This window comes from Citrobacter sp. MGH110 (assembly GCF_001037515.1).
GTDB classification, from domain to species: Bacteria; Pseudomonadota; Gammaproteobacteria; order Enterobacterales; family Enterobacteriaceae; genus Citrobacter; species Citrobacter portucalensis.
In genome coordinates this window covers 118338-138042 of the sequence record NZ_KQ089831.1, presented here as the reverse complement: position 1 = coordinate 138042, position 19705 = coordinate 118338, and the positions used below count along the sequence as shown (strand labels likewise).

The following is a 19705-nucleotide window of genomic DNA, read 5'->3' as shown; positions in this document are numbered from 1 at the left end:
GAACATTAAATTTGATACCCATTCGGGTTATTTTTTTGCCAGTTCCAGGTGTCACGCATCATTTCATCAAGGTTATAGATGGCCTTCCAACCTAGCTCTTTGTATGCCAGCGATGGGTCAGACCAACATTCGGCAATATCTCCGGGTCTTCTGGCGACAAACTGATAATTAATTTTTGTCTGTGCCGCTTTTTCAAATGCCTCAATCAGATTAATCACGGAATAACCGACACCGGTACCGAGATTAATCACCTTATAAGTCGCGCCTTTGCTCTGGCAATCCAGCGCGGCTAAATGACCGGTCGCCAGATCCATGACGTGAATATAATCACGCACACCGGTACCATCAGGGGTTGGATAATCATTACCGTACACCGATACGGTTTCCAGCTTACCAATCGCGACCTGGGAGATATACGGAACCAGGTTATTAGGGATACCGTTAGGATCTTCACCAATCCGACCTGATGGATGGGCGCCAACCGGGTTGAAATAGCGCAGGCAGGTAATGCGAAAACCCGGCTGTGCACGTGAGAAATCGGCCAGAATTTGTTCGACCATCAACTTAGACGTGCCGTACGGATTAGTGGTACCACCCGTGCGCGATTGCTCGCTCAGCGGTACGCTTTCTGGATTACCATATACCGTGGCAGATGAGCTAAAAATGAAACGATTAACGCCAGCGGCCAGCATCTCATCCAGTAAAACCAGCGTTCCGGTAACGTTGTTTTCATAGTAGGCGAGGGGCTCTTTTATCGACTCTGAAACCGATTTGAGTCCCGCAAAATGAATGACATCGGTGATGTTATGGTCGGCGAAAATGTTTTTTAATGCCTGCCTGTCGAGAACATCGGCGATATAGACAAAGGGCTCTCTTCCGGTGAGTTCCGCGACCCTGTCCAGCGAGATTCTGCTGGCGTTCGCCAGATTATCGATGACTACGACATCATCGCCTCTTTCCAGTAGCGTTAACACAGTATGTGAACCAATATAACCTGCACCACCAGTGACAAGAATTGCCATACAGACTCCAGATAAACGGGGATTGATTCACGCCAGTACCATAGAGAACGCGTTATTGGTTACGTTTGGTAAGGTAATAGTTGCGATACCTCACCATGCATTTATAAGATATTTTTTTAAGTATAGATAAAAAGCTGAATTTGTTTATTTTTGTATCATAAACAATATAGTTATTTGAGAAGTTCAGCGTGTGGACGCCGTCACTGTGGTTGATCGACGAATTGATTTGTTCGATCAGAGTTTCAGCAAAATTAGCGTCGTTCAGTGTCACTAATTCTTTGATATAGATTGATTTTCCATAAGTTTCAGGTGTGCACTCCTGTGTAAGGAAGTACATTTTATTTTCGACCTGATAGGAGGCACCTGCACCTCGATGATGGGGATTGCTCACCTTCAATGAGGGGGTAATCCGCTGCCATTGTCCATAAATATGATCTGCTGAATGAATAATTATTTCGTTATCCATCGTGGTGGACAACAGATAACAGGTTTCATTAATTGAGATAAATACGTTGTCGGTTAATTGGGTATCAGAGATTAAAACTTTAACTTGCTTCCAGCGTGCAGGGAACTCAATTGACTGAAACAGTATTACCTCTTTTCTTTCTGAAGACTCGGGGATCATGAACAGTTGATCGTTGATATGTATCAGATAAGGGAATGACAAATGACACTGTAAGTCGTCAAAGCCTTCAAGCCTAATATCTTCAAGTTCGACCAGTTCACGGTCAAGAACGCGACATCGTAGCGTGCCTTTTGAGTTGCGAAAGCTAAGAGCTTCATAGAAAACATACAGTTTATCATCTTTTTCAATCAGAAAAGGATCGGCCTGAAATGTATATTTCTTTTTTAACTGCTGCGCAGTGGATTTGCTTAATATCTCCAGAGTGTTGTCGGGGAATGAGTGTGTACCATTATCCTTAATAAGCATGATGTCCCACGACTCATGATAAAATAACTTATCCATTATTCTTTTTATTTTTGTTTGCATCTGCACCTGCTCCTTTTTATCGCCTGCACCATGTATGCACAGCTGTTTGCGACTCAGTGAATGAGCCTGTCGCAATGTTGTATAAATGTGCGAAAACCGATGTGGAACACCAGTGGCTACTTTAAAACTAGTCGCAAGCCCGTTTTTTGTCCACTAACAGAAATAGGGAGAGGAGATGTCCAGAGCATCCTTGCTCCAGTGGGGGAATTACTCGAAATGCACCTGCGGGTTATCTGCAAGGGAAACGTAGGTTTTGCTGTTTTTATCCAGGGTACGGATTTCACCGCTTTCGATGTCATACACCCAACCGTGCAGACGAAGCGCATTATTGCGCAGCCCAACCGCGACACAAGGATGCGTTTTAATGTTGTTAAGCTGTGCGATAACGTTCTCTTCCACCATGGCATTAACTTTATCGATTGGGTTATCCCAGGTTTTTTTATCGACCACGGCTTTCGCGGCATCGGCATAGTGCAGCCAGTGAGCGACAGCGGGCATTGGATCCAGGGGCTGGCTATCGGCAATGGCTTTCATTGCGCCACAATTAGAGTGACCGCAGATGACGATATCCGTTACGCCAAGTGCGACAACCGCGTATTCGATGGTTGCGGATACACCACCCGGTTCCGGACCAAATGACGGTACGATATTACCGGCGTTGCGGATAACGAAAAGCTGTCCTGGATCTTGCTGAGTAACGAGTTCTGGTACCAGGCGGCTATCGGAACAGGAGATGAAAAGTGCCTTAGGATTCTGGCTGGATGCCAGGCTGCGGAAGAGTTCCTTGCGTTGAGGGAAAATCTCTTTTTGGAAGTTGAGGAAGCCCTCGATGATATGTTGCATAGCAGTGTCTCTTGTCTCTGTTTAAGCAGGTTATGATGAAGATCACACTTTCCAGTTTAACACCAGCCGACAGAAGGGAAAGACTTTATAGCAGTTCAGCAACATCTTTGGATAATTTTGCCCCACCGTGGCAGGGCAAATCGTGTGATGTACGCTATGCGTTCTGCCATTTCTGGTATGCCGCTTTTAGCCTGTTCATCGCGTCTACCAGTACCGGGCGCGGGCAGCCAACGTTGAGTCTCATGTGCCCCTCTCCACCGGGACCGTATTGCGCCCCAGGTGACAGGCCAAGCCTGGCGTCATGCACAAAAAAAGCGCTTAGCTGCTCATCGCTGAGATCCATTTTTTCCGCATTCAGAAATAACAGATACGACGCGCCGCCATACACTATTGAGATCAAAGGACAGTGCTTTTCAATTTCACTTCTCACAAACGCTACATTGTCGGCCAGATAGGCCAATAATTTCTGGTGCCAGTCGGCGCAACGGGTAAAAGCGCTATAAATGGCCGCCTGCTGCAATGAATGCGTCTCGGCAAGGTAGCAGTTATCCAGAAAGTGGTAGAACTGATGGCGTAATTCATCATTCTTAATAATGGCGATTCCGCCCTGGATCGCCGCCGTATTGAAGGTCTTGCTGATGGAAGTAAGCACGATTGACCGACTATCTGGTGCTTCATCAACAGTAAAAAACGGCAAATGGCGCTTTCCTGGCAGGGTTAAATCACTATGCACTTCATCAGACAGAATGATGACGCCAGCCTGCTGGCAATAGTGGCTGATTTTTTCCAACGTTCCCCGCGACCACACCATTCCACCTGGATTATGCGGTGAAGGGAACAAAAACATTTTGCACTGCTTGAGTTTCTCGCTGAAATCATGCCAGTCAAATTCATAGTGCCCGTTTTTCTCAATGAGGCGCGTCTGAATCAAATTCCTACCGCTGGTGTTTACCAGATTAGGATAGGGATCATAGATTGGCGTACAGGTTAAAATATTATCGCCTGGACGGGTAAGCGCCATTAAAGAGAGTACGATAGTTTTTATAACACCGGGAATAAAATGTAACCAGTGTGCCTTGATATCGGCATCATACTGTTGTGCATACCAATGAATAACAGATTCTTTCCATTGTGGATAATCCAGGTTATAGCCTTGCACAGGCTGTGACACCACCGAGCGCAGCGTGCTCATGATTGGCTCTGGTGTCGCAAAATCCATATCTGCAATCCACAGCGGTAATACATCGGTGGTACCGTACATCTGTTGTAATTGCCCGTATTTGCGACAATTAACATCCCTTGTGACAATATCATCAAACAAAGACATTGTTGACTCCTGGAAAGTCTCTGAAAATAGTGTAAGCAACGCAAAAGCGAAGAATGTTATGTATATCTAATGGATATGTTTAATTTACCCTGGTGATAGCGAATATTTAGCTATTTAGTCGTTTATGATTTTTGCTCAACCATATTCTCAGTGGCTTCATTGGGCTCATATTTAGCAATGCCAATACCGGTTGCCGCCCACAGTAGGGCAAAGATGACACCGCTGTAACAGAGGATTGCCCAGGGCAAGTAATCAAGCGTGGCAACGCCCAGCATAGTGGCGCAATAAACGCCTGAGGCAGACCAGGGGATAATCGGTTCGACAACGGTTCCGGCATCTTCAGTGGTTCGCGAGAGGTTTTTTGCCGCAAGCCCTCGTTTTTTGTACTCCTCTTTAAAGGCATCACCGCACAGCAGCAACGGTAAGGTCCCATTTGCCGTGCAGGCACAGATGGTAAATGTCGTCACAATCGTGGTAGCCACCAGGCGGAATGTGGATTTAACGCCTTTTGTCAGCGCGTTTATCACGGTGTGCAAAGAGCCCGTTGCACTCATTGCCCCGGCAAAGCTGAAGGCGCTGAAAACGGTAACGAAGCTGCTAAACATTGAAATAGCGCCGCCTCGCTCCAGTAAGCGGGAAACATCGGAAGACAGTGTCGGCAGATTATCTCCGGTAAGCATTGCGAGCTTAAAGCCACTGACCACGGATTCGCCGACAGAGGATGCCGTGAATTGCTGAAAGATTAACGCCAAAATCATTGAGACTATTGTGGATAAAAAGAGCATCGGAATGGGCGGTCTTTTTGACAGTGAGCCATATAAAACGATGATCGGCGGGAGTAGCAGCAGAATATTAAAGTGATAAATCTGACCAATAGAATTCATCAAGTTGGTAATGTTTTCTGGCGCGCTGGACGAGGCATCAATGCCCATGCCCATATAGCTGTAAACGATGCAGCAAATAATAAAACCCGGGCCGGTAGTCCACAGCAGGTGGCCGATATGCGAGTACAGGTTTACCCCGGCAGCCAGTGCAGCCATGTTGGTTGAATCAGAAACCGGTGAGAGCTTATCACCAAACCAGCAGCCTGAAACAATGGCACCAGCGGCAATGGGCAGCGAGACATTCAGACCAATCGCTACGCCAATCATGGCAATACCAACGGTCCCGATAGAACCCCAGGAGGTACCGGTGCATACTGAGATTAGTGCCCCCAGCATAAATGCCGAAATATAGAAATACTGCGGGTTAATCCACTTCAAACCATAATAAATCATCATTGGAATAGTGCCTGACACCATCCATGCGCCAATTAAGAAACCGATACTGGCGACAATTAATATGACCGGCAGCGCTTCAGATATTTTATTGCAAATAGATTGTAGAATGTCATCCCACGTGTAGCCGTGAGCGATGGCGATAAACGAGGCGGTTGCCGTTCCCATCAGGATCATGGGTTCAGCACGAATATTGAAGATAAAATATCCGATGCTAATCCCGCCCAGCATGACTACCATGGGTAAAACTGACCAAAAGAAAGACAATGGCTTTCTGTTATTGGCGGTGCAGTTATTTAATTCCATAATTCCATCCCAATCGTTAATGGTTGAACACGTCAAATAAATACCTGCTACAGGTCACTCATGTCTGAGCAACATAGTTGCCAGAGCTCATGGCTGAACCCTATTTTATTAACTGCTGCAGATTATCTTTTTTGACCTGCTATTCTGGTGCTTATATTTTAGTAGTAAGGTAAGAGAACGTTTGTTGAATAAATTACCCCTCGGCATAAGGTGAATGATGTCGGCGTTGTTGACTCAATTTGCGATACTGCTGTGGCGGCATGCCGACGTATTTATGGAACGAGCTGTAGAATCGACTGCTGGAGCGAAATCCTGCAATTGTAGCGATATCCAGAATTGTTTTATCCGTATCGCTGAGTAAAGCCCGCACATGGTTAATGCGCATCGCGGTAATATACTGTTTCATCGTCAGTTGCATCACCCGGTGAAAAATACCCATCGCATAATTGGGATTGAGCTTTACGTGTTCGGCAATAGCATCGACAGTAAGCTGTTTGTCGCAGTTGGCGGCAATAAACTCCAGCATCTGGCTGACGTAAAACTGTGAATGCCGTGAAATACTGTTTTTCTGGGTGCGCGACGTTTTGTTACCCAGTACCGGCCGCCAGCCAGCGAGGCTAAAGCGCTTGAGCATCAGCGCGATTTCATCAGTGGCTAACTGGCGAATTTGTTCGTTATCGCTATTGAGTTCATTCTGCCAACGCTGTACTTCAAACGCGCTCAGCTGCTGTGAAGCCAACGAAGTAATCACCATCCCGTGGGTCACGTGATTAATCAGCTCCCTGTCCAGCGGCCAGGACAAAAACAGATGCATCGGTAAGTTGAAGATGGCCATCTGTTTACAGTGCCCGGCATCCGTGAGTTGATGGGGAGTACAGGCCCAGAACAAGGTGATAAAACCCTGTTTGCTCTTCACCACTTCGTCATTAAAGAGATACTCCACATCACCATCAAATGGCACGTTCACCTCAACCTGGCCATGCCAGTGGCTGTAGGTCATAGCCAGCGGCGCCCGCAGTTCGACATCCATACGCTGATACTCGGAATAGAGCGCCAGCGGACTTCGCGACTTTTTCTCATAGCTGCGACACATATGGGGGTCGAGTGGCAGCTGCGGAGTACTTTTTGCCATTATGGTTGGGTTCCTGGATAGTGATTCCGGCCATGGGGTAACGCCAAAGCATGAACATAGCTTAACCGAAAAAAAACGTCGTTTTCTCTCCATTTTCGCGAAGTTATTCCCAAAAACTCAGATCCTGTGCCTGTCGCTTGTCGATCTGAGATAGCGGGAATGGCGAGCTGTAATCTCAAAAACGCACAATCTGGGGAGCCCATGGCAAAGCAACATCGTTTATTTGCCCATAAATCGGAGTTGAAGCGATAGCCAGTATTCAGCGAATACCGTACATTTTTATTTGTATCCACAGCTTAAGGAATCATCATGTCCAGGCTTCGAACTTTAGCCGCGGCGGTAGTTGCCGTTGCTGCGATGACGATGTGTGCCACTCCTGTGTTGGCTAACCCCGGCAATGGCAACGGAAATGGTAATAGTGGCAATCATGGTAATAGCGGGAACAAGGGGAATAGTGGTCATAGTCAGAAAGGACACGCGGACCAAAAAAATAACGCACAATCAGAACAGCGTAAAAATTATGGTAAGCCGGACCATGTCGATAGTGACATCAGCTATAACGTGGCCAGGCAGTATGCCGTCACATACGGTCTAACGGGCTATAAGTCACTGCCTCCAGGTATTGCCAAAAATCTGGCGCGAGGAAAACCGCTTCCTCCGGGGATCGCCAGGAAGAGCGTTCCGCCATCAATGTTGAATCAACTTCCGTATTACCCGGGCTATGAATGGCAGGTTATTGGCGATAATCTGGTGCTGATTGCACTGAGCACGGCGATTGTCACCGCTGTTATTAATGGTGTGTTTGATTAAGTTTCAACGCCATGTCCAGACGAAAGGCCATGTTATTAACATGGCCTTTTTGTTGTGCATTATTCACTAAGAATCACCTGCATAATCAAAGAGTTATATTTTGCACATTTCCCAGTTAATATCTGATAGTTCTGACATGGATCACAATCGCAGTTAAATAAGTTGGCTTGCCGTTGGAGCATCTCCATTATGTGCCTTTTCTTAACAAGGATTACGTTTTATGAACATTCGGCCTCTCCTCGCCTTCACTTTTATCGGAATATTGTGGGGTGCGGGATCTTCACAGGGACAAGCAAAAGAGTGGAATAAAGAACCTGTGGCTGTTTTACAGCAGGGTGCTGAGGCGGGGGATGCGCAGGCGCAGTTTGTGCTTGCAACCGTGTACTTAAAAGGTAAAGAGGTAGAGCAGAATTTCAGTAAAGGCAGCGAGTGGCTGACCAAATCGGCTGAGCAGGGTAATGCGAGTGCCCAGCATCTGCTTGCACTGATGTACTACGAGGGCAAAGGCGGCCTGAAAGATGACAAGAAAGCGGCCGAATGGTTTAGCAAAGCGGCGGCCCAGGGGAATGTCGATGCCCAATACTATCTCGGTGTGCTGTATTTCGAAGGTAAGGGCGTGCAGCAGAATGACAAGAAAGCTGTTGAATGGCTGACACGTGCGGCTGAGCAGGGCAATCTCGATGCGCGTTATCTGCTCGCCTTAGTCTACTTTGATGGTGAGGGCGCGCGCTGGTATGACGGTAAGGTCATTGAGTGGTTTGACAACGAAGTCGGAAAAGGCAATAAGCAGGCCGTCGAGTGGTTAAGCATTGCTGCCGAGCGCGGAAACTATCATGCCATTGAGTGGCTCCATCGTGCGGTTGAGAAGGGCAATCCTGACGCAAAGCGTTTCCTTGAAAGTAAGGCGTCGCTATTAGAGGGCTACAACACCGTTAAGTCATTGAGTAAAGCGGCTGAACGAGGGGATGCCAAAGCGCAGGGATTACTGGGCAGAAAGTACTTTGAAGGTGATGGTGTCGGTCTGGATACTGACAAAGCTTTCGCGCTGTTTAAACAGTCCGCCAGCAAAGGGGACGCGCTGGGCCAGAGCATGCTCGGCGCGATGTATTACCTTGGCGAGGGGGTTGGTGTGGCTCAGGACCACAAAAAAGCGTTTGAGCTGTTTAATCAGGCTGCTCTTCAAGGGGATATGCTGGCCGAGGGCATGCTTGGCATGATGTACGCAAAAGGAGAGGGAACGGCCCAGGACAGTAAAAAAGCGGTGGAGTGGCTGGAGAAAGCCGCGGCCCAGGGAGATGCAGGCTCGCAGAAAGATCTTGGCTTGATGTATTTAGAAGGTAATGGCGTCGCTCAGGATGAAAAAAAAGCCGCTGAGTGGTTTGAACAGGCCGCAAGAAAGGGAAATGCGGAAGCTCAGGGGATGCTGGGAACCATGTACCTTGAAGGCAAAGGGGTAACTCAGGATTATGCTCAGGCGTATATCTGGAGTGCGGTGGCCTTCGCTAATGGGAATTCTGATGCGCAAAATGGACTGGATATCGCGCAGAAGAACCTGAATCCGACAGCTCTGAAAGAAGCTGACGATAAGGCCAGACGCTATTTCGAGCAGCATCGAAATCAATCGGCCCTGTAACGCATTCGGTTGCACAGTATGGTTTTACGTGAGCCTTTTCGCTAAGAGGGGGGGCTCACAAACCGTACAGTTTTATTTTTCTATAGAGCGTGGCAATGCTGATCCCCAGTTCTGTCGCGGCTTGTTTTTTCCCCTCAACGCTTGAGCCGAACCGCTGGATGACGTTTTCGATAGCTTCTCTTTCCGCCTGTTTTCCTTTGCTGGCAAGCTGACAGGGTTGCGCGGTCATCGTCGTTTTCCTACCGTCAGCGGCGGTGAGCAGGTAAGGGGGAAGATGGCTGGCGTTGATCCCGGCGGCTTCTCCGCGCATCACAAAAATGTATTCGATCACGTTGCGTAATTCACGAATGTTGCCCGGCCAGTGCCAGGCATAAAGGCGGTTAATAACGTCATCAGGCAGTTTTTGCGGTGGTCGCTGGTAACTGACCGAGAACTCATCGGCAAAATACTGTGCGAGGACCGCAATATCAGCCCGGCGCTCACGCAGGGAAGGAAGTACCAGAGGGACCACGTTCAGGCGATAGAAAAGATCTTCGCGAAACTGATTATTCTCCACCATCGCATTAATGTTTTTGTTGGTCGCGGCAATAATGCGCACATCAATATTGATGGTGTTATTAGAGCCAACGCGGGTGATCGCCTTTTCCTGCAAGACCCTGAGCAGCTTGGCCTGCAGGTGCAACGGCATATCGCCAATTTCATCCAGAAACAGGCTGCCGCCGTTGGCCAGTTCAAATTTTCCCATTCGTCCTTTGGGATCGGCCCCGCTGAATGCGCCACGAACATAACCAAACAGTTCGCTTTCCAGCAGTTGTTCGGGGATAGCCGCGCAGTTGATTGTCACGAAAGGCGCGGCTTTACGTGGACTGCTTTGGTGAATGGCAAAAGCCACGACCTCTTTCCCCGAGCCACTTTCCCCGGTGATGAGCACGCTGGCGTAACTGTTGGCGATTTTACCGATGGTGCTTCTGAGTTGCTCCATTGAGGGAGAGTGACCAATCAGTCGCACCTGCATATCGGACTCATAAGGGGATGGAGTAAGGTTACTCAGGTAGTCGTGTGCATCACGAAAGATAACCATGGTTAAGCGATCGTTATCCTGCGAGGAGAGCGAAATTTGTTTGCACAGTACATGATGTTTCTGACCTTCAAGCGTCAGCCACGCTTCTTCATCGCCATACAGGCTATCCCCGGTTGTTTCAATGGTCAGTGGTAATCCCTGAACCTCACGGTTGAGGATGCGATCGGCTGAATGATTGGCATGCCAGATAAGACCCTTGCCATCAATCGCCACCACGCCGCGGTCCATAGCATCGATCAGAAGCCGAAATGCGCCAAGCGTTTCCTGCGCGCGTAAACGCTCCAGGCATTCAAAGACCTTACTGGAGATCATTACGGCGATTTGCTCAATAAAGGTGACAAATTTATCAATCTGGCTCAGTAACGTGTCACGCTGTGCCTGGGTTGAGCAAATAATCCCGATCACGCCAATCACGCGATTATTGAGAAAAATGGGTGCGTTCAAATCCAGCATTTCAGAACAGTAGTGGTGTTTTTCACATAACTGACACAGCGGATGCTCGCCGGGATTTTTGATCAGTACCGTTTCTCTCACCTGCAATACGTGACGATAGATGTAGCCATTTTTGGCCACGTTCTCATTGAGCATATGCCGGTATTTCCCGGTACCCGCGATGCGCATTAAAGATTCATCAATGATTTCAACGTCCGTGCCCGTTATGCCAGAAATAGCGTCGGCATAATTGCATATATCATCCTGAATATTGCTGAGTACTGAAATCATGGTACTTCTCCGGCAGTGTGTCGCATTTCTCAAGGAGAATGATAAATAGGCGAAGCAATGCAAAAATGATTTGCGAAAAATCAATCTATCACGCTGTTTTTGGATGTTTTTCTTATTTTATCTTCAGCGATCACACTATTTATCAATAATGAGAATTTATCAAAATGAGGCGATAAACTGACGCAGTGATATTTTTTGGTGTCAATTTTTATTTCTATTTAATTTATTGAAATTAAAGCCTTTATTAAAATATTCATAAGAATTTACTCGGTTAATAAAAAGCTGGTAAGCATTTTGCTCTATTGCCAATACCGATAACGGAAATATCTCTGTATTGCACCGATTACAGGGAATGAAATACCAGGACAATGAGGTTTTATGATGCAGGAAAACTTATCATTTTTTATTAACCAGACACCGTTTACCGAACATCCGAACGCGCCGTTGGCACCGTTTAGCCGCCAGGAACTGGTAAAAGCGTTGAATTTTCATCGGTCTATTCCGGGTTACGCGCCGACGCCGCTGTATACGCTACCGGCGCTTTCACAAAAACTGGGCGTAAAAAATATCTATCTCAAAGATGAATCTCAGCGTTTTGGCCTGAAAGCCTTTAAAGCGCTGGGTGGCTCCTATGCGATGGCGTGCCATATCGCTGAATTAGTTGGTAAGGATATCAGCGAACTGCCGTTTGACGTGATGACCAGCGAAGAGGTACGCCACGATCTGCAAACCGTCACGTTTGCCACCACTACTGATGGCAACCACGGTCGCGGCGTAGCATGGATGGCGCGCCAACTGAAGCAAAACGCCGTGGTGTATATGCCGAAGGGCTCTTCGCAGCAACGTCTGACCTCTATTCGTAACGAAGGCGCTACCGCTGAGATCGTCGATATGAACTATGACGATGCGGTTCGTATGACCGCAGAACAGGCCGAAAAGTATGGCTGGATTGTGGTGCAGGATACCGCGTGGGAAGGATACGAAAAGATCCCGCAGTGGATTATGCAGGGCTACGGCACGCTAATGCTGGAGGCGATAGATCAGCTGCATCAGGTTGCGCCGACGCACATTTTTGTGCAGGCAGGCGTCGGCTCGTTTGCCGGAATGGTTCAGGGAATGGTGACGGCAGCCTGGGGGGAGAATCGCCCGAAAGTGATCGTCGCCGAAGCGTTAATTGCCGATTGCCTCTACCGCTCAGCCCGTTCGAAAGAGGGAGATGCCATTGCGGTGGGCGGTGATTTACAAACCGTGATGGCCGGTCTCGCCTGCGGTGAGGCGAACAGTATCGGCTGGAAACTGCTGCGCGATTATGCCAACGCATTTGCCTCCTGTCCTGATGAAGTTGCAGCGTTGGGCATGCGCATGTTGGGCAACCCGCTGGCAGGCGATCCACAGATTATTTCGGGTGAGTCAGGTGCGGTTACTACCGGTCTGCTGGCGCTGCTGATGACCTCGCCTGAACTGGCGCAAACGCGTGAGCAACTGGGGTTGGATGCGCACTCTCGTGTGCTGTTAGTCAGCACCGAAGGGGATACCGACCCACAACAATATCTGGATATTGTCTGGGGCGGTCAGTACCCGGGCATCAACAAATAATTCCCTGATTGAGAGATATAACGGAGAAACCCATGTTATCTGCAAACCGCATTGAAGAAGTCATTAAAAACTGTCAGGCGCTGATCCAACAAAAAAGTTATTCCGGTCAGGAAGGGGAAGTGGTTAATGCCATAAAAACAATGATGCAGCATTACCAATTCGATGACATCCACGTTGATAAGTACGGCAACATTGTTGGCGGCATTGTCGGCACCCAGCCGGGGAAAACGCTGGTTCTCGATGGACATATCGATACCGTGCCGGTGAACGAAGAGAAGTGGTCCCGCAATCCATACGGCGGCGATATTGAAGATGGCAAAATTTATGGTCGCGGCACAACAGACATGAAAGGCGCCGTGGCGGCGATGATCTCCGCCGTGGGCTTTTTCGGTCAGGACAATCAGCGAAATTTTGCCGGGAAAATCTACGTTGCGTGCATTGTGCACGAAGAGTGTTTTGAAGGTATTGCTGCCCGCCTGGTCAGCGAGCGCTATAAGCCAGACTACGTAATCATCGGTGAAGCTTCCGAGTTAAACCTGAAAATTGGTCAGCGTGGTCGCGCTGAGATTGTGGTCGAAACCTTTGGTAAGCCCGCGCACTCCGCTAACCCACAGGCGGGGATTAACGCGGTGTACAAAATGGCGCAATTGATCGACAAAATTCGCACGATCACGCCGCCGACGCATCCGGTTCTGGGGCCTGGCATTCTGGAACTGACCGACATTAAATCTTCGCCGTACCCGGGAGCCTCGGTGGTACCGGATTACTGTCGCGCAACCTACGATCGCCGTTTGCTGGTGGGTGAAACCAAAGAAAGCGTGATTGCTCCGCTGGAAAATGCGCTTGCCGAACTTATTGCTCAGGATCCGCAGTTTAAGGCCCGAGTGTCCTACGCGGTGGGTCAGGAGTCTTGCTATACCGGCGCCACGATTGAGGGAGAGCGTTTCTTCCCAGGCTGGGTGTACGACGAGTCCGACGAATTTGTGCAGGCAGCGTTAGTGGGCATTCGTGAGGCTGGCTTTAATCCAACCATTACGCAGTACTCATTTTGTACCAACGGTAGCCACTATGCGGGCGAAGCGGGAATCAAAACCATCGGCTTCGGTCCTTCACGAGAAAACCTGGCACACACCATTGATGAGTATATCGAGATCGATCAGTTAACCGGCTCAGCCAGCGGCTATTACAGCATCATCCAGACACTCTATCGCCAATAAAAATAAAGATAACCACCTCTTACCTTACAGGCGGTGTCGCTCAGCAGCACCGCCATGGAGAATAACGATGAAAACCATTTTCAAAAACGGAAATGTAATCGATGGGACGGGCAGTGAAGGCAGGATTGCCGATGTGATGGTTGATGAAGGACGTATTGTCGAAATCGGTCAAATTGAGGTTGGCATCAATGAACAGGTAATTGATGCAACAGGAAAAATTATTTGCCCTGGCTTTATTGATACCCATACGCACTCTGACCTGTCGGCCATTATTAACCCCGCGCTGTCGGCAAAAATTCGTCAGGGTATCACCACCGAACTGTTGGGCCAGGATGGCGTCGCCTTAGCACCGCTACCTGAAGAATATATTCCAGCCTGGCGTAAAAATATCGCCGGGCTGGACGGTGACACCGACAAAATTGACTGGAAATATAAAAATACAGACGGTTATCTCAATCTGCTGGCATCGCGTCATCCGGCGACAAACCTCGCGTATTTAGTTCCTCATGGCAACGTGCGCATGGAAGCGATGGGTCTGGATGGGCGTCCTTCAACCCGTGAAGACGTGGCGAAGATGTGTGAAGTCCTTGAGCGGGAGCTAAAGGCTGGGGCATTTGGACTTTCCACTGGACTTATCTATATGCCTTGCGCCTTTGGTGATACTGCCGAAATGATTGAACTATGTAAGGTCACGGCGAAATATGACGGGATCTTTGTGGTGCATCAGCGCAGTGAAGCTGACGATATTATCAACTCAACCCAGGAACTGATTGATATCGCCAAAGCCACTGGCGTCTGGCTACATATTTCGCATATGAAGGTTTGCGGCAAGAAAAACTGGGGGCTGATCGACCAGATGCTGGGCATGCTGGAACAGGCGCAGGAAGAGGGAATTCGTATCTCTTTCGACCAGTATCCTTATGTGGCGGGCAGTACGATGCTTGGCGTGATCCTGCCGCCATGGGTTCACTCCGGTGGTACGGACAAATTACTTGAGCGTCTCGCCTCGCCCGAACTGCGCGCCAAAATGATTGATGATATTCAGCAGGGTATTCCTGGCTGGGATAACTTTATCGATTTTGCCGGCTTGGACCAGATTTTTGTCACCAGCGTGAAAACGGCAAAAAATCAGGATGCTGTCGGTTTGAACCTCGTCCAGTTGGGCGAGCTGCGCGGAAAAGATCCGTACAACGCCACCTTCGATCTGCTCTTTGAAGAGGAAAACGCCGTGGGGATGGTCGACTTCTACGGTACCGAAGAGCACGTGATTAAGTTTCTCTGTCGACCTGAGCAAAACGTCTGTACCGACGGCTTAATGGGGGCTGGCAAACCGCACCCGCGCGTGTTTGGCGCATTCCCTCGCGTACTCGGTAAATATGTCCGTGAAGAGGGATGTCTGAGCTGGGAAGCGGCAATCCGCAAGATGACGGGGAAACCTGCTGAAGTATTGGGTTTGCAGGATCGCGGACTGCTGAAGGTGGGTTATGCAGCGGATATTGTGATGTTCGATCCGAACACAATTACGGATAAAGGCACTTTTGTGGAACCCAATCAGTACCCGGAAGGGATTGAAATTGTCATGGTTAATGGGCGCATTGCCTTAATCAATGGCACGGAAAGTTATGCCTGTAGCGGTACGGTTATTAGAAAACAATATTAATAAATAACGCTAAACACGCATGGATCTATCGCGACTATTTATGGCCGCGGTAGATCACTACACCCTAAGGACATCACAATGAACCTACAAACGTCTTTACCTTCAGGTAAACCCAAGACCTGGAAAGCAAGATATACCGTCCTGACCCTGATCTGGCTGGCGTGGCTGCTCTCTTTTCTCGACAGAATGGTGATGAGCGTTTCGCTCCCTTATATTGGCAAAGATTTAAATCTTGATACGACTCAACAAGGTTTAATTATTAGCGCCTTTTTTATTGGTTATGCCGCGTTTCAAATTCCCGGTGGATTACTGGCGGATAAATTTGGCTCGCGCAAAATCATGGCCATTGGTATTGCATGGTGGTCTGTGTTCACCAGCTTAACCGGCGCTGTGCTGACGCTGCCGCTGATGTTAGCAGTACGATTCTTCTTTGGTATCGGTGAGGGATGTTTCCCGTCGGCCTCATGGAAGATGATATCAACCTATTTCCCGTCGAAAGAGCGTGGTCGCGCCACGGCGATTCAGTCAACGGTTAACACCTTAGGCCCAGCGCTGGCGGTAGTTGTGGCGGCAAGCATCATCGGGGCATTTGGCTGGCACATGGTTTTTATCGTGCTGGGTATACCCGGTCTGTTTATCGCGGCAGGTATCTACTTATTTACGCGTGACAACCCGAAAGATCACCCTGCCATTACGCAGCAAGACCTGGCGGAGCTGGCTGCTGACGATCAGGGGAGCCTGCAAAACACCAGCGCTATCGCGTTTAAAGACGTACTCAAAATGCCAGTGCTCTGGCAAATGGCCAGTATCTGGTTTTTGTTTGATATCACCTTTTGGGGTTTTTCAACCTGGCTACCAAGCTACCTGATTACCGTACGAGAGTTTTCTCTGGCAAAGACCGGTGTCATGGCGGCCATTCCCTTCCTGTTCGGGGCAGGCGGAACATTATTAGGCGGTTATTGCTCAGACAAATTCAAACCCCAGCGTAAAACGCTGTATGTCGTAACCTCTGTTATTGCCGCGGGATTCCTGTATCTGACTTTCAGCGTGAGCAGTGCAGATATGGCGGTGGTTTATCAGTGTGTCTCAGCCCTGTTCATGTTCTTTGCCATGGCGACGTTCTGGGGCATTCTGATGGATACGATCCCGAGCAACATCATGGGGCGGGCATCCGGTATTGTTAACTTTGGCGGCCAGATGGCAGGGGTTGTATCAGCGCCGATCATCGGCTGGCTTATTCAAAGTAGTGGCGGAAGCTATAACAGCGCCTTTATCTTTATGATTGCTGCACTGTTGTGCTCAGCTGTCGTTACGCTGACAGTCAAAAGCTCGCACGCAGTGGGAGCGTTGCCCAGTAAAGCCTGATTAATGTCTCTCTCTTGTGGCTCTGCTGTTCCAGAGCCACATTAAGGATGACGGAAATAAGTGATTAAGAGCCTATCCCATTAGGCTCTTAGTGGAAACTCAGGAATCGGTTTGAAAGAAATGCAGAGGATCTTTTAATCGTTTTCTCTAAGGAAAACAGTATAGGATTTTGTAAACTACAAAAATGAGATGTTTTGTTATCTCTTTTATCTATAACAGGAAAGGGGTAAAAAACCTTATTTTTAGGGAAGCATTCTGTATAAATGCTCATATGGTTTAATACTTCGCTGTTCAATGGTTTGGCCTTGTTACATATCTCGTTGGCGAATGCACTGCATTTGCTGCAATTACAACAACATGCAGAATAGTCAGTCGAGATGAGGGAATCATTATTGCCAATGTTAAATCCTAGCTTTCCTCGCCGGATATAAGCATCCATTATTCCACTGGCTTCATATTTTAGCAGTAATCCCTCCCGTTCACTCCGCGTTAAAGATGGCGATAATATATAACTCAGCAATAAGGTGGTTCTTTCATTTATGGATGGATATAGATTTAAATTGCTGATCTGTTTCGTCTTAATGATGAAATAGGACGCGATGACAAAGCCAAGGCATCGAGCGGTACTCATCTGCAGATCCCAGTTGTCTTTTTGTACGGTATATTCGTAAGTTACAGGCATGAGTGAATGTTCGTACGCTAGAAAGTCGGCAATAAACTCCATGGTCCTGATATACGGAAGTTGGTTGCCATTCATCTTGATGTATTGATGCTGGCAACACATCAAATGAACCAATTCATGAAAGAAAACGAAGTTCATAAAAGAGCGTGCGGTGTTAAGAGATACCTCTACTGAATGTATGTCAACGCGATTGGCTATAATACATAGCGCTGTATCGGCTAAGGCTGTGTGTTTAAATATGGAGGCAAGATCGAGACTGATGTTTAAGTTGTATGTTCCTGCAACAATAATTACCCATGAATAGAATCTGTGATTAATTGCAATATATGCAATATCTTCGTGGATAACTATCTGGATTAATGGTTCATTTTCGTTCACAAAACCCCATACGGTTTTGTTCACCGGGATGAGTGAGTCTTTACCCAGCCAGGCTTCGATCATCAAATCCAGCTCAGTAAATGAGTACCATGTAATATCGGTATCAATATTTTCAGGTGAACACCAGGATTGATAAGGCCATGCGTCAGGCATTGTGTCAGGGAATGCAACATTGTTTAATGATTCTCGTATTTGATTCATTTTGCTATACGCCATCAATCAATTGCTTTGCTTACTACCAGAAGAGAAGCGTAACTTGCTGTTCTGGTAACCTATTTTTCTCCTTAGAATGTGAAAGTGGTGCTTTTAACGTTGGCCGGTTTTTCTTCCCGCCAGGTTGTGCCAGTGTACGATCCCTCTGTGTTTACAGTTTCTCCAAAATTCAGGTTAGTAAAATTGTTATCACCCGAAAGTATGAAAAAATGCTCTATCTTATTTTTTATCAGCGCATCAATGTAACCTGGGAATTTGAAAGTGCGCTGTTTCTGATTTATTTAAGCATAAAGACAAGTGTAGGATAATTTCATATAGAAATAAAATTAACAAAAAACTGTCGTAGGCAACGTATTGAAAAATAATATTTGTTTGTAATGTAAAGTTGCTGGCATAGAAATGTGCATGGGAATGTTCAACGTAAGCGGCTATTTGATAGCGGCTTTCCACCATGCCACCCTAACGGGAGGTTCGTCAAATGAGGGGCATTTTCCGTATTTTTTACGGTTCTAATGCTTACTACGCTATTGATATTAATAGTTTTGTTAAGAATGAACCCTAATAAATGAAAGACCTGTCCTACATGTGTAGGAATTTTCCTTTACGTTGTGTTAATGATTTGATATTTACAAAGGTTCAAAGTTTAATTTTTGTAAATCAAAATGTTATTTTTATGATTTATTCATTCGAATTATGAAAAAATAATAAAATATACGCGTGGCTATGCTAGAATTTTCCTCTTAAAGTCTTGCGTTTATAAAACATAATATTGAAGACTCATCTGCTCTATAGCCATCGCCTCTCTTTATTTATCGGGATTCTTATACGCAATGAACGCGATAATCGTTGACGATCACCCATTGGCTCGCATTGCCATCCGCAACTTACTCGATACCAATGGTATCGCTGTGACCACCGAACTCGACAGTGGGGATCAAGTGGTTCAAACTGTTGAAAAAACTAAACCGGAGCTGTTGATTATCGATGTGGATATTCCGGGTATCAGTGGCATCGAAGTGCTGGAGCAACTGAGAAAGCGGCACTATGCTGGTGTAATTATTATCATTTCAGCCAAAAATGAATTTTTTTACGGCAAACGTAGCGCCGAATACGGTGCTAACGGATTTGTGAGTAAAAAAGAAGGTATGAATAATATTCTTGCCGCAATTGAAGCAGCAAAAAATGGCTATAGCTATTTTCCCTTTTCCCTTGAGCACTTTACTGGTTCATCCGTCAGCGAGCAGGATAAGCTTGATACGTTGTCGAACCAGGAAATGAGAGTATTGCGTTATATCCTTAATGGCATGGATTACAGCACAATTGCCAGCAAAATGAATATCAGTAATAAAACGGTAAGTACTTATAAAAGCCGGTTGATGGAGAAATTAGATTGTTCATCATTAATGGAAATTTATGATTATGCGCAGAGAAATAAAATAGGATAGAGTA

General features: G+C 47.3%; 15 protein-coding genes. 7 read left to right on the top strand and 8 right to left on the bottom strand.

Features of this window, described 5'->3' with window-relative positions; translation table 11 throughout:
• Window positions 1-5 precede the first annotated feature (5 nt).
• The 6 genes from galE to melR all read right to left on the bottom strand — a co-directional run bounded on the left by galE (window position 6) and on the right by melR (window position 6898).
• Window positions 6-1022, bottom strand: coding sequence for a UDP-glucose 4-epimerase GalE (gene galE / locus SK38_RS16815; RefSeq protein ID WP_048236611.1), 1017 nt, complete (start codon window positions 1020-1022; stop codon window positions 6-8).
• A 52-nt stretch (window positions 1023-1074) separates the two neighbouring features.
• On the bottom strand, window positions 1075-2013 hold the full coding sequence (locus tag SK38_RS16810; protein WP_048236610.1) for a glucosamine inositolphosphorylceramide transferase family protein: 939 nt from the start codon (window positions 2011-2013) through the stop codon (window positions 1075-1077).
• Window positions 2014-2220: 207 nt separating this feature from the next.
• Window positions 2221-2856, bottom strand: a complete 636-nt coding sequence (locus SK38_RS16805; RefSeq protein WP_003826059.1) for a carbonic anhydrase — start codon at window positions 2854-2856, stop codon at window positions 2221-2223.
• A gap of 154 nt (window positions 2857-3010) precedes the next feature.
• Window positions 3011-4183: a MalY/PatB family protein gene (locus SK38_RS16800; RefSeq protein WP_048236608.1), complete on the bottom strand. Its 1173-nt coding sequence runs from the start codon at window positions 4181-4183 to the stop codon at window positions 3011-3013.
• A 122-nt stretch (window positions 4184-4305) separates the two neighbouring features.
• Complete coding sequence (nhaC, locus tag SK38_RS16795) at window positions 4306-5766, bottom strand: Na+/H+ antiporter NhaC (protein ID WP_048236607.1); 1461 nt, start codon at window positions 5764-5766, stop codon at window positions 4306-4308.
• Between the two features lie 193 nt (window positions 5767-5959).
• Window positions 5960-6898: a transcriptional regulator MelR gene (melR, locus tag SK38_RS16790; RefSeq protein WP_048236606.1), complete on the bottom strand. Its 939-nt coding sequence runs from the start codon at window positions 6896-6898 to the stop codon at window positions 5960-5962.
• 309 nt (window positions 6899-7207) lie between these two features.
• On the opposite strand from melR, the gene SK38_RS16785 reads away from it, so the two are divergent.
• Both SK38_RS16785 and SK38_RS16780 read left to right on the top strand, forming a co-directional pair.
• Window positions 7208-7708, top strand: a complete 501-nt coding sequence (locus tag SK38_RS16785; RefSeq protein WP_048236605.1) for an anti-virulence regulator CigR family protein — start codon at window positions 7208-7210, stop codon at window positions 7706-7708.
• 220 nt (window positions 7709-7928) lie between these two features.
• Window positions 7929-9341 carry a tetratricopeptide repeat protein gene (locus SK38_RS16780; protein WP_053069348.1) on the top strand — a complete coding sequence of 471 codons (1413 nt, stop codon included), beginning with the start codon at window positions 7929-7931 and terminating at the stop codon, window positions 9339-9341.
• A 55-nt stretch (window positions 9342-9396) separates the two neighbouring features.
• Here SK38_RS16780 and SK38_RS16775 read toward each other — a convergent pair whose 3' ends face one another.
• Complete coding sequence (locus SK38_RS16775; RefSeq protein WP_048236604.1) at window positions 9397-11145, bottom strand: sigma-54 interaction domain-containing protein; 1749 nt, start codon at window positions 11143-11145, stop codon at window positions 9397-9399.
• A 381-nt stretch (window positions 11146-11526) separates the two neighbouring features.
• Between SK38_RS16775 and dpaL the strand changes: the two genes are divergently transcribed.
• From dpaL to SK38_RS16755, 4 genes are all read left to right on the top strand, one after another.
• On the top strand, window positions 11527-12741 hold the full coding sequence (dpaL, locus tag SK38_RS16770; RefSeq protein ID WP_020996285.1) for a diaminopropionate ammonia-lyase: 1215 nt from the start codon (window positions 11527-11529) through the stop codon (window positions 12739-12741).
• A 32-nt stretch (window positions 12742-12773) separates the two neighbouring features.
• Window positions 12774-13958: a YgeY family selenium metabolism-linked hydrolase gene (locus SK38_RS16765; RefSeq protein WP_048236602.1), complete on the top strand. Its 1185-nt coding sequence runs from the start codon at window positions 12774-12776 to the stop codon at window positions 13956-13958.
• A gap of 67 nt (window positions 13959-14025) precedes the next feature.
• Window positions 14026-15618 (top strand): N-acyl-D-amino-acid deacylase family protein, encoded by a 1593-nt coding sequence (locus SK38_RS16760; RefSeq protein WP_008785573.1) that lies wholly within the window; start codon window positions 14026-14028, stop codon window positions 15616-15618.
• 78 nt (window positions 15619-15696) lie between these two features.
• Window positions 15697-16983 (top strand): MFS transporter, encoded by a 1287-nt coding sequence (locus SK38_RS16755; RefSeq protein WP_003826074.1) that lies wholly within the window; start codon window positions 15697-15699, stop codon window positions 16981-16983.
• An 88-nt stretch (window positions 16984-17071) separates the two neighbouring features.
• Here SK38_RS16755 and SK38_RS16750 read toward each other — a convergent pair whose 3' ends face one another.
• Window positions 17072-18244: a hypothetical protein gene (locus SK38_RS16750; RefSeq protein WP_156183272.1), complete on the bottom strand. Its 1173-nt coding sequence runs from the start codon at window positions 18242-18244 to the stop codon at window positions 17072-17074.
• Window positions 18245-19086: 842 nt separating this feature from the next.
• Between SK38_RS16750 and evgA the strand changes: the two genes are divergently transcribed.
• Window positions 19087-19701, top strand: coding sequence for an acid-sensing system DNA-binding response regulator EvgA (gene evgA, locus SK38_RS16745; protein ID WP_008785570.1), 615 nt, complete (start codon window positions 19087-19089; stop codon window positions 19699-19701).
• Window positions 19702-19705: the final 4 nt, after the last annotated feature.

Bases quoted from the DNA above. Each gene is read 5' to 3' on its own strand.
- galE (WP_048236611.1), bottom strand. From the start codon at position 1,022: ATGGCAATTCTTGTCACTGGTGGTGCAGGTTATATTGGTTCACATACT.
- SK38_RS16810 (WP_048236610.1), bottom strand. From the start codon at position 2,013: ATGCAAACAAAAATAAAAAGAATAATGGATAAGTTATTTTATCATGAG.
- SK38_RS16800 (WP_048236608.1), bottom strand. From the start codon at position 4,183: ATGTCTTTGTTTGATGATATTGTCACAAGGGATGTTAATTGTCGCAAA.
- SK38_RS16750 (WP_156183272.1), bottom strand. From the start codon at position 18,244: ATGAATCAAATACGAGAATCATTAAACAATGTTGCATTCCCTGACACA.
- nhaC (WP_048236607.1), bottom strand. From the start codon at position 5,766: ATGGAATTAAATAACTGCACCGCCAATAACAGAAAGCCATTGTCTTTC.
- SK38_RS16760 (WP_008785573.1), top strand. From the start codon at position 14,026: ATGAAAACCATTTTCAAAAACGGAAATGTAATCGATGGGACGGGCAGT.
- SK38_RS16785 (WP_048236605.1), top strand. From the start codon at position 7,208: ATGTCCAGGCTTCGAACTTTAGCCGCGGCGGTAGTTGCCGTTGCTGCG.
- evgA (WP_008785570.1), top strand. From the start codon at position 19,087: ATGAACGCGATAATCGTTGACGATCACCCATTGGCTCGCATTGCCATC.
- SK38_RS16765 (WP_048236602.1), top strand. From the start codon at position 12,774: ATGTTATCTGCAAACCGCATTGAAGAAGTCATTAAAAACTGTCAGGCG.
- SK38_RS16775 (WP_048236604.1), bottom strand. From the start codon at position 11,145: ATGATTTCAGTACTCAGCAATATTCAGGATGATATATGCAATTATGCC.
- SK38_RS16780 (WP_053069348.1), top strand. From the start codon at position 7,929: ATGAACATTCGGCCTCTCCTCGCCTTCACTTTTATCGGAATATTGTGG.
- melR (WP_048236606.1), bottom strand. From the start codon at position 6,898: ATGGCAAAAAGTACTCCGCAGCTGCCACTCGACCCCCATATGTGTCGC.
- SK38_RS16805 (WP_003826059.1), bottom strand. From the start codon at position 2,856: ATGCAACATATCATCGAGGGCTTCCTCAACTTCCAAAAAGAGATTTTC.
- dpaL (WP_020996285.1), top strand. From the start codon at position 11,527: ATGCAGGAAAACTTATCATTTTTTATTAACCAGACACCGTTTACCGAA.
- SK38_RS16755 (WP_003826074.1), top strand. From the start codon at position 15,697: ATGAACCTACAAACGTCTTTACCTTCAGGTAAACCCAAGACCTGGAAA.